Origin of the sequence: Nocardia sp. 2TAF39, from assembly GCF_052114905.1 — a bacterium.
Taxonomy (GTDB): Bacteria; Actinomycetota; Actinomycetes; order Mycobacteriales; family Mycobacteriaceae; genus Nocardia.
The window spans coordinates 75,609-85,025 of the sequence record NZ_JBFRFQ010000027.1 but is presented as its reverse complement, the minus strand read 5'-3'; the positions used below and the strand labels follow the sequence as shown (position 1 = coordinate 85,025).

The window sequence follows — 9,417 nt, the reverse complement described above, 5'->3', positions numbered from 1 at the left end:
TCGGTGCCGTTGATGATGAACGTGCCCTTGTCGGTCATCATCGGGAAATCACCCATGAAGACCGTCTGACTCTTGATCTCACCGGTGTTGTTGTTGATGAACTCCGCGGTGACGAACAGCGGCGCCGCGTAGGTCATGTCCTTGTCTTTACATTCCTCGATCGAGGCCTTGGCCTCCTCGAAACGAGGCTCGGAGAGCGTCAACGACATCGTTGCGGCGAAGTCCTCGATGGGGCTGATCTCGTCGAGCACCTCCTCCAATCCACCCGCAAGTGAGTTGCCGCGCGCCGCTGCCTGTTCGCGCCAGGCAGGCGCACCGATCAACCAATCGAAAGAATCGGTCTGGACCTCCAACAACCCCGGAACATCCATGGGCTCACGGAGTTTGGCGAACGAGACTCGATTCGGCGCCCCTGAGCGGTGTCGTCTGGTCGCTCCGCAGGCTCCGCTCCTGCCGGTATCGACGGGTATTCCGGCATTGACCTTGGTCTGACTCGAGACTGCCAAGATGCGTCCTTCCAGCACCTCGCGCCGCCCACGCGTTCGCGTGGTCGTCACGGTATCTGCTTGTCCTGTGGGCTGTATTTCACATTGCGCACCGTGCCGGATGCTGCCCGAACATGACTCGACAACAACGGGTAGAAAGTGACATGCAGACAGTGCCACTTTCTACAGTCATTTCGTATTTCGAGAGTTGGACAGTATGCGACCCGGCGCGAAGTCCTAAATTACACCCGAATTCGATCAATGTCGAGGGCGCAAATAAATAGACACCCGGTTTCCGGTGTCTTCCCGTATTAATAGTGACATCTCAATATGCCATTCGTCAAGTCTATTAGCGGTAATCCGCCAACGCATTCACACCGACAAGAAAGAGCTCTGCCCGTACCTGATCCCGCGGGTTCGGCTTCGACCACCCCACCCTCTGTGGGCTGGGGCTCCGCGCCCGGTTGTGGTCCTGCTACGGGATGGACAGGACAGGACGCCCTTCTGCCGGTATCGACCCCGGGCCGGCCTGGTGCATCGCGATGTCAACCGCCGAACATCCTCATCACCCCGGAAGGTTTCGCGCATTTCATCGACTTCGAGATCGCGCGCGGTAGCGACGACGCCAGGCTGACGACCACCGACACCTTCGCCTATATGGCGCCGCGGCGCTCTATATCCCCTTGATCACGGCTGATGCCGATCCCACAGTGGGCGGTTCCGCGGTGCCGGTCGTCGGCTATGCATCCGGCAGCACCGGTTGACCGGGAATTCAACGAGCCGTTATTCCCCTTAATCAAGATCAACAAACAATCCGCCTCGTAACGCTCGCAGCCCCAACCACGACGTCCTCGGTGACGCATGGCCCTTCGGGGGGGCCTGACCGTCCACTTGTCGGTTATGGATAGGGATCGGGCATGGCTTTTCGCGAGTTCTTTGTGCGGCATCGCATCGCTTCGGCTGTTGCTGCACCGGCAGTGTTGGGGGTGGTGGCGGTCGTCGCCGCCTCATGGGCACTGACCTCGACGCCGCAAACCAGAAATACGCAGCTCACGGCGTCCGTTACGGAATGCCACGACATGGTGACCATCTCGGTGGCCGGCCGCAACGACACTCCTGTCACGGGGACCACAAAGATGCTCGTCGATGCCAACGGTGAAGAATTGCCCGCAGCGCTGTCCGGCGACCATCGAAGCGATTGGGTCGATCCGGTCGTCAACGCTCCGGCCGATGCCGTCGACCCTGGCTCGTACGCTGCCGTCTACATCGCGTATCCAGCGAACATGGCCAGCTACGAAGACGCCGTCACCACCGGTGTCGCGAATACCGAACAGGTGATGCGGGAGATCGCGCAGGCATGCCCCGACACCAAGTTCTCGATCGTCGGATACAGCGAGGGCGCCGACGTCGTTCGCCGCGTCGCGATGAGCATCGGACATCAGGAGGCCGACCGCGACGGTGGATACGGGATCGTCGATCCGGCCGATGTCGTCGGTGTCGTCATCCTCGCCGACGCAGGTCGCACGGCGGGAGAGGGGCCGTTCCCTGGCGCCGAGGACCCGTTCGGCAATCCTGACGGCTTCGACCAGAAATATCAGAACGGGACGAAACCGGCTCCCGGTCAGGGTGCGCTGCCTGGCACCAGCGGCGACTTCGGTGCGTTGAACGGCAAGATCGCATCGTTCTGCTCCGACGGCGATCTCACCTGTGCGGCACCGGAGAACATTTCACTGCTGCAGTTGGCAGCCAATGTGGGCCGACAGTTGAACGTCGACGCGCTCGAACGAGACGGGCTCACGCCGGCCACGGGGCAGGACGTCGCTGTTGTCCTCAGCCGTATCGCGCTTGCGGCGTTCGCGGACATTCAGTCGCAACCGAACTGGATGCAGAGCAACGAGACCTTTCTCCAGGTACTGCTGAGGGTGTCGGACCCGGCATACAAGCCAGGTGCGACGCCGAAGGCCCCGGCGAAGGCGGAGTCGATCTCGACCAATGAGATGTCGCCGCTGGCCTATCTGCCGCAAAAGGTGCTGAACGAGATCATCGGTCTCATCGTGACGAACCAGAACACGATTCCCGTGATCATGAGCGACCCGTACCAGCTCACGCTCGGACCGAACGGAACCGGTCACCACTTCGACTACTGGCGTGACGCCAACCCTTCCGACGGTAAGCCACTGACATCCGCCGAATATGCGGCCGCCTGGCTCACACACCTGGCGAAGCAAGCGCAGGCTGGTGAGCCGGTCGACACGACCGCAAAGCCGGAAGCGGCAGACCTCGCCGCCGCATACAAGGCGGTGGCGGTCACCTCGGCGGCTCCGACGAGTGAACCGACCAAGGACCCGGCCGTGTCACCGAAGACCACAAGCGCCACCCCCACCACGACCACCAGTACCCCCTCTACGAAGACCACCAGCGCCGCCCCCACCAAGACCGCTATCCGCAGCGAACCGGCGACCCCGGCACCGACGAGTTCGGCGTCTCCGTCCCAGACCACGAGCGCGACAGTCACACCGAAGGTGGCAACCCCACCGACTCCGGCTTCGGTCGCGGCACCCACTGAGACTACGAAATCGACCACCACCGCGCCGACCACCACGACAACGGAATCCGCAGCGCCGACAACCACCAGTGCGCGGTGAGGACAGCACATCAACTGACCCGTCTCGGATCCGTCGGCCCGCGAGCGTAGCCGCGATCGCCGGATTGCGGCGTAGGTGGTCGTAGGAAATGACGCGCACTGATCGATTCTGCTCGGGTGAGCGGGAATTCGGTATCAGCGTCGGTGATGAAGATCTCGGGAGCGACAGCGGAGACCGCGCAGGTATGCCCACCGTCTTCGACCTGCTCGATGCGGGCGCGCAGGATCGGATCCGTACGGGCGGCGGCCTCGAATTCGGTCGACAATGCCGCCAGGTTCCGACAGCCGAGCGAATAGCCGTTGAAGACGTCGCCCGCGGCGAGCATTTACTCGGCTCGGGGCAAGTAGGCGGATCACGACCTGTCAGCTTCCCGTCGCTCCCGGCGAGATCAGCCCGAAAATCGGCAGCCCCGTGGACAATTCAGACGATGCGGATGCTCGCCGGCCGTGGAAACAGGCGCGAAAGTGGCCTTATTTCTGCCGGGAACTGGATCTGTCGGATCACCGGACCACCTGTCTAAGCTCCAGTTGATCGAAAGCGAGTGGAGCATGTCAGATACCGAGCTCGTTCCCGGTAGTCCGTGCGAATCGGTGGTCGCGCGATGACGCGACGCGGGTGGGCGCTGTTCCTGGTGATGGGTGTGATCTGGGGCGTGCCGTACGCGATGATCCGGATCGCGGTGCAGGATCTCGACCCGATCGTCGTCGCATTCGGGCGCACCCTGATCGGCGGCCTACTTTTGTTGCCGATCGCGCTGTACACCAAGGCACTCGCACCCGTGTTCCGCCGCTGGCGGCCGCTACTGCTCTACACGCTGGTGGAGATCACCGGGCCGTGGTTTCTGATCGGGTACGCCGAGACCACGCTCAACAGCTCGACCGTCGGGCTGCTGATCGCGGTGGTTCCGCTGATCGCCGTGGTGATCGTGACCAAACTCGGCCACGAGCGGTTCGATGCGCGCCGGGTGGCCGGGCTGATGGTCGGGTTCGCGGGCGTCGCCGCGCTCGTCGGCCTGGACGTCGACCTATCGAATCCGGCGGCCATCGGCGCGATCGGGCTGACGACGATCGGGTATGCGGTCGGCCCGATCGTCATCAACCGCGCGCTGGCCGACCTGCCTCCGATGGGTGTGGTAACCGGCTCGCTGCTGCTCGCCGCGGCGATCTATGCCCCGTTCGCGGGCCGGCTGTGGCCGGCGCACATCGCGGCCGACCCGGCCTGGTCGGTGCTCGGCCTCGCCGTCGTCTGCACGGCTTCGGCGTTCCTGTTCTTCTTCGCGCTGATCGCCGAGGTCGGACCCGCGCGCGCGACGGTTGTCACCTACATCAATCCGGCGGTGGCGATCCTGCTCGGCGTCACGGCACTCGACGAGCCGCTGACCGCCGGCATGGTGATCGGCTTCCCGCTGGTTGTCCTCGGCTCGGTATTCGGCACCGCCCGCGGCCGCGACAAGGCAGGACCGGACGCGGTCCCCGCTGCACCAAAGGCCGTCGCTGGATTACCCGAGAGGTAATCGCCCTGCGGCGCGGCGGCAGCGAGAATGAGAGGGCGCCGCGGATCGGCGGGGCGCTCACTTCGAGAGGACATTCCGTTGTCGTCAGTCACGTCGCCGACTACCCGCGAGGTGGTCGAAGAGCTGTTGCGCCGCATCGGTTCCGGCGATCCGGAAGCCATCGCCGAGCTGTACGGCGAGGACCCGGACTGGAAGCTGAACTGGCCGCAGGCCGAACACGGTCGCGCGGCAACACCCTGGATCAGGCACCGTTCGACCAGAGCGGACGCTGCCGCGCACTTCCGCTCGCTCGCCGAGCACCATGTGCTGGAGGAGGCTGCGACGCGCGTCGACCGGATACTCGTCGACGGCGACGACGCTGTGGTACTCGGGGAGATCCGGCAGACCGCGCGCCCCACCGGACGCGCCTACCGTGCACGCTTCGCACTGCACGTCACGGTGGAGCACGGTCTGATCACCCGTCACCATGTGTACGAGGACAGTCTGGCCGTCGCCCGCGCTTTCGATGCGACAGCTCAATAGCTGCACCGGGTGCCTGATTCGACCGGAGATCCCGCGGCCACCGAGCTTGCCGACGTAATGACGACCCGCGCCGCCTATCACACTGACCTCCACCGCGGGCAATCTGGACTTCGGTCTGGTTCTCTGCCGCCGCAGGTGCTCAATCACCTGGTGGACTTCCTCGCCGAACTGGAGCACGCCGCCTGAGCGGGCTGATCGGAAGTCGCGACCCAACGGGGATCCCCCAAAAAACTAGAACGTGTTACTGTCAATTCATGGTGCATGAGCCAGTCGAGGAAGCCGTGGCCGCGTCATGGCGATATCTGCGACTTGCGGCTGATTCGACTGGTGTGGCCACCGCAGAACACCCGACAATTATGAAACTCGTTCTAGGACATCTGCGCCGCGCCGTTCGCGGCGGAGCAGTGAGGGAGATCAGCACGCCATGCGTACCGAAATCTGCGAACGACTCGGGATCGAATTCCCCATCTTCGCGTTCACCCATTGCCGCGACGTGGCGGCCGCGGTCAGCAACGCCGGCGGTCTCGGCGTGCTCGGTGCGGTCGGCTTCACCGCCGAGGAGCTCGAGGTCGAGTTGGCCTGGCTCGATGAGCACGTGCAGGGTGTCTACGGCGTCGACCTGGTAATTCCCTCCAAGTACGAGGGCAAGGGCGTCGACGGTCTTACCCCCGAGCAGTTGGAAGCCAAGCTGGCCGAACTGGTTCCGCAGGGACACCGCGACTTCGCCGAGAAGATCCTCGCCGACCATGGCGTGCCTCGACTGCCCGAGGGTGAGCATCACAACCAGCTGCTCGGCTGGACCGCGACCACGGCGGGCCCACAGGTGGAGGTGATCCTGCGGCATCCGAAGGCGAAACTGGTCGCCAACGCACTCGGCACCCCGCCTGATGACGTGATCAAGCAGGTACAGGACTCCGGCAGGCTGATCGGCGCGCTGTGCGGGTCGGTCAAGCACGCACTCAACCACAAGAACGCCGGCCTGGATTTCGTCGTCTGCCAGGGCACCGAGGGCGGCGGGCACTGCGGCGAGATCTCCTCCCTGGTGCTGTGGCCGCAGGTGATCGACGCCGTCGGCGACCTGCCGGTGCTGGCTGCGGGCGGCATCGGCAACGGCCGGCAACTGGCCGCCGCGATGGCGATGGGCGCGGCGGGCGCCTGGACCGGCTCGCTGTGGCTGACCGTCGAGGAGGCGAATGTGCCACCGGCGCAGATGAAGACCTACATCGACGCCAGCAGCCACGACACCGTGCGTTCCCGTGCCTGGACCGGCAAACCGGCCCGCATGCTGCGCAACGACTGGACCGAGGCCTGGGAGCAGGCCGACAGCCCGGACCCGCTGCCGATGCCGCTGCAGATGATGGTCGCGCTGGACGGCGTCAAGCGCGGGCACCGCTACCCGGAGGCCGCCAAGGACGTCAATTTCAATCCGGTCGGCCAGATCGTCGGCATGATGAACCGGGTGGAGCGCTCCGCCGACGTGATCAACCGGCTTATCGAGGAGTATGTCGAGGCCTGCGACCGACTCAACAAACTCAACGGCGGGCTCTGACTCGGGTCGGCCGCTCAACCGGGTCGGAGATGCCGCCGCGGACGAGCTACACGGCATCCCACCCGGCGAGCTCGGATCGATCGCTACACGAGAAAAGTCGAGTTCGCGAGCGGATCCATCGGGCTGCCACTCCAAGGGACAATCGCAGACCGACATGCACACGAATTCGTCTGCGCCCGAGGCATATTCGCATCTACGCGGACCGATCGGCCGCAGCTGGCCGCAGAGGATGTCCGCAGCGCGACGGAAGGCACTACTTCTATTTTTTGTCTGAGACAATCTTTCATCCAGAAGGCAGTGGCAGCCTCAGCTCGAACCGATAACAGCGAGTAGCGCTCGGCGCGTGATTCATTCGCGACTCAGGCAGATTGTGCAGTGTACGAAATGCGACTACGCCGGGAGGGCGTGCGCCCCGCGGGACTGCTCATCGACCCCGCCGACGAGTTCCTCGAACCGCAGGACCACCTTCTCGTGGTACCTGCCGAGCAGGTCCTCGAACAGGGCGATCTGCGCGTCGGACGGTCCCGAGCCGGAATCCCACACCGCGGCGAGCGCCCGCCAGACCAGCACGTGCAGATCCGGCGCGCCGGCGAAGAACGCCGCGACCGCCTCCGGAACCTCCAGCACCAACTCGCCGATCGAGTTCAGGATCGCCCGCTGCATGGTGTGCCCGAGCGCAGTGAGCAGTCTGCGCACCAGCATGACCTCGATGGCCAAGATCTGCCGGAGGTCCGGATCGTCCTGGCGCGCAAACGATTCCAGTCTGTCGATCGAAGCCTTCAGTTCGGCAGGATCGACCTGGTGCTCGCTGCCGGTGTACGCGAGCAGCGCCTCCCGCACAAGGTTGCGCTCGACGTCGACTATGTCGCGGAACATTTCGACCGCGATGCCCGGCATCGGAATCGAGAAACGGAACAGCTGTCGGTACACGTCGACGCCACCCGCCTGGCGGACGTCACGAATCATGAACCCCTTGCCGCGCTGAGCCTCGACGAAGCCGTACGACTCCAGCCGACCGAGGGTCAGCTGCGCTGTCGCCCGGTTCATGTCGAACTCCTCGGCCACCTGACGCACCGATGGCATGAGATCCCCTGGCTGATATTCCCCTGCCGCAACCCTGCGCGCCAGCTCATCGGCAACGTCGGCGACCACCGTCTGGGATCCCATCGGCCGGCACCTCTCGAGTACTTTCGAACAAACGTCCCAGGTAGCCTAACAGCGCGTCTGACAACTCCGTGGGAAGTCGACGGCACCTTCATCTCGGCGACGGTCTCGATCCCATCGCGAACCTCTTGTCCCGCGAAAGCACGCTCGACAGCGCCTGCCGCGGTAGCGTTCTCGCACAACAGTGGTCCTGACGTGCTCATCTCCGTCTGGACGCTGCGTTCTGAAAGTGGTTGAGTCCGAGCCTGAATCGCGAGGAGAAACATGGGTTCCGTTTCGTCGTTCCAGCGCCTCGGCTCGCTCACGCTGGCCTGTTCAGTAGTGGTGATGATCGCAGCTTGCGGTGATGATCGTCATGCCGATGCACCGATGACAGGTGAGGCGGTATTCGTTTCGATCACCGATGTCGATCCGACGATCACGGTCGAGGCTCGCTATTTCGGGCAGCACAACTTCCTCGGCACCAGGGTTACCGGCTACGAGGCGCCCCGCTGTCTATTGACTCGACAGGCAGCGGCAGCTCTGGCGCGGGTGCAGCAGGAATTGCGGCCGATGAACCTCACGCTGAAGACCTACGACTGTTACCGCCCGCAGCGTGCGGTGGATCATTTCGTCGCGTGGGCGAAAGATCTCGGTGACGTGAAGATGAAGAAGGAGTTCTACCCCGCCGTGGACAAGGCGAACCTGTTCCGGGACGGCTACATCGCCGAGAAGTCCGGTCACAGTCGCGGAAGCACGGTGGATCTCGCAATCGTCGCGCTGCCTGCGACCGAACCCGAGCAGTATCGAGACGGTGATCCGCTACGCGAATGCTTCCTCCCTGCCGATCAGCGGTTCCACGACAACATCCTCGACTTCGGCACCGGCTTCGACTGCTTCGACCCATTGGCACACACCACAACCCCCGCCGTCGGCGGCACCCAACGAGCACTTCGCGCGCTGCTGACGAATCTGATGAACGAACATGGGTTCGCCAACCTCGCCGAGGAATGGTGGCATTTCACCCTGAGGGAAGAGCCTTTTCCGCAGACCTACTTCGACTTCCCCGTGCGCTGATGGGTGCGTCAGTAGAAGCTGCGGCCGCCGAGTCCGCCGGATACCGACCAGACCTCGGTGATGACGCCGTTGGTTGTACGTAGGATGTCGGTTCCGCTGACGGCTACAGGTGCGCCGCCGGTGCCGGTGAAACGTGCTCCATAGGGGCGGGCGACGAAACCTGTTCGGGTGTGGTCCATCTCGATGACTGCGTCACCTTGAGGGGTGAAGCGCAGGCCGGGGATCGACTCACGCCAAGTGGCGATCTGGGTGGCGAGTGCTTGCGGGTGGTGGATGTTGTCGTAGGCGGTGGCGCCGGGCTGGGCATAGCGCAGGGTGAACTCGGGGGCCATGATCTGGTCGGCCAGCGCTAGGTCGCCATTCCACATCGCGGTCCATCGGTCGAATAGGTCGATGCCGAAATCGCGCATCATCACTCCCTAATAGTCTCAGTGATACGGTCCCACTGGCACTAATTTATAGTCTCAGTGATACGGTGTCAAC

The 9,417-nt window shown here is 63.9% G+C and carries 9 protein-coding genes and 1 pseudogene; 6 read left to right on the top strand and 4 right to left on the bottom strand.

Going from position 1 to position 9,417, the window contains the following annotated elements; all coding sequences use genetic code 11:
- A pseudogene (locus AB4Z47_RS18500) lies at positions 1 to 371 on the bottom strand (DNA-directed RNA polymerase subunit beta); the annotation flags it as partial.
- A gap of 1,031 nt (positions 372 to 1,402) precedes the next feature.
- Here AB4Z47_RS18500 and AB4Z47_RS18495 point away from each other — a divergent pair.
- On the top strand, positions 1,403 to 3,130 hold the full coding sequence (locus tag AB4Z47_RS18495; protein WP_441952301.1) for a cutinase family protein: 1,728 nt from the start codon (positions 1,403 to 1,405) through the stop codon (positions 3,128 to 3,130).
- A 10-nt stretch (positions 3,131 to 3,140) separates the two neighbouring features.
- Here AB4Z47_RS18495 and AB4Z47_RS18490 read toward each other — a convergent pair whose 3' ends face one another.
- Positions 3,141 to 3,455, bottom strand: a complete 315-nt coding sequence (locus AB4Z47_RS18490) for a hypothetical protein (RefSeq protein WP_441952300.1) — start codon at positions 3,453 to 3,455, stop codon at positions 3,141 to 3,143.
- 276 nt (positions 3,456 to 3,731) lie between these two features.
- Here AB4Z47_RS18490 and AB4Z47_RS18485 point away from each other — a divergent pair, with 276 nt between their 5' ends.
- The 4 genes from AB4Z47_RS18485 to AB4Z47_RS18470 all read left to right on the top strand — a co-directional run bounded on the left by AB4Z47_RS18485 (position 3,732) and on the right by AB4Z47_RS18470 (position 6,714).
- Positions 3,732 to 4,643 carry a DMT family transporter gene (locus AB4Z47_RS18485; RefSeq protein WP_441952298.1) on the top strand — a complete coding sequence of 304 codons (912 nt, stop codon included), beginning with the start codon at positions 3,732 to 3,734 and terminating at the stop codon, positions 4,641 to 4,643.
- A gap of 78 nt (positions 4,644 to 4,721) precedes the next feature.
- A complete protein-coding gene (locus tag AB4Z47_RS18480) occupies positions 4,722 to 5,165 on the top strand; it encodes a nuclear transport factor 2 family protein (protein ID WP_441952297.1) in 444 nt (147 codons plus the stop codon).
- 9 nt (positions 5,166 to 5,174) lie between these two features.
- Positions 5,175 to 5,351 (top strand): hypothetical protein, encoded by a 177-nt coding sequence (locus AB4Z47_RS18475; RefSeq protein ID WP_441952295.1) that lies wholly within the window; start codon positions 5,175 to 5,177, stop codon positions 5,349 to 5,351.
- Between the two features lie 238 nt (positions 5,352 to 5,589).
- Positions 5,590 to 6,714, top strand: coding sequence for an NAD(P)H-dependent flavin oxidoreductase (locus AB4Z47_RS18470; protein ID WP_441952293.1), 1,125 nt, complete (start codon positions 5,590 to 5,592; stop codon positions 6,712 to 6,714).
- Between the two features lie 390 nt (positions 6,715 to 7,104).
- On the opposite strand, the gene AB4Z47_RS18465 is transcribed toward AB4Z47_RS18470, so the two are convergent.
- Positions 7,105 to 7,881 (bottom strand): GntR family transcriptional regulator, encoded by a 777-nt coding sequence (locus tag AB4Z47_RS18465; protein ID WP_441952291.1) that lies wholly within the window; start codon positions 7,879 to 7,881, stop codon positions 7,105 to 7,107.
- Positions 7,882 to 8,142: 261 nt separating this feature from the next.
- On the opposite strand from AB4Z47_RS18465, the gene AB4Z47_RS18460 reads away from it, so the two are divergent.
- Positions 8,143 to 8,934, top strand: coding sequence for a M15 family metallopeptidase (locus tag AB4Z47_RS18460; RefSeq protein ID WP_441952290.1), 792 nt, complete (start codon positions 8,143 to 8,145; stop codon positions 8,932 to 8,934).
- A gap of 8 nt (positions 8,935 to 8,942) precedes the next feature.
- Here AB4Z47_RS18460 and AB4Z47_RS18455 read toward each other — a convergent pair whose 3' ends face one another.
- Positions 8,943 to 9,344: a nuclear transport factor 2 family protein gene (locus AB4Z47_RS18455; RefSeq protein ID WP_441952289.1), complete on the bottom strand. Its 402-nt coding sequence runs from the start codon at positions 9,342 to 9,344 to the stop codon at positions 8,943 to 8,945.
- Between the last annotated feature and the right edge of the window lie 73 nt (positions 9,345 to 9,417).

Bases quoted from the DNA above. Each gene is read 5' to 3' on its own strand.
- AB4Z47_RS18495 (WP_441952301.1), top strand. From the start codon at position 1,403: ATGGCTTTTCGCGAGTTCTTTGTGCGGCATCGCATCGCTTCGGCTGTT.
- AB4Z47_RS18490 (WP_441952300.1), bottom strand. From the start codon at position 3,455: ATGCTCGCCGCGGGCGACGTCTTCAACGGCTATTCGCTCGGCTGTCGG.
- AB4Z47_RS18485 (WP_441952298.1), top strand. From the start codon at position 3,732: ATGACGCGACGCGGGTGGGCGCTGTTCCTGGTGATGGGTGTGATCTGG.
- AB4Z47_RS18470 (WP_441952293.1), top strand. From the start codon at position 5,590: ATGCGTACCGAAATCTGCGAACGACTCGGGATCGAATTCCCCATCTTC.
- AB4Z47_RS18465 (WP_441952291.1), bottom strand. From the start codon at position 7,881: ATGGGATCCCAGACGGTGGTCGCCGACGTTGCCGATGAGCTGGCGCGC.
- AB4Z47_RS18460 (WP_441952290.1), top strand. From the start codon at position 8,143: ATGGGTTCCGTTTCGTCGTTCCAGCGCCTCGGCTCGCTCACGCTGGCC.
- AB4Z47_RS18455 (WP_441952289.1), bottom strand. From the start codon at position 9,344: ATGCGCGATTTCGGCATCGACCTATTCGACCGATGGACCGCGATGTGG.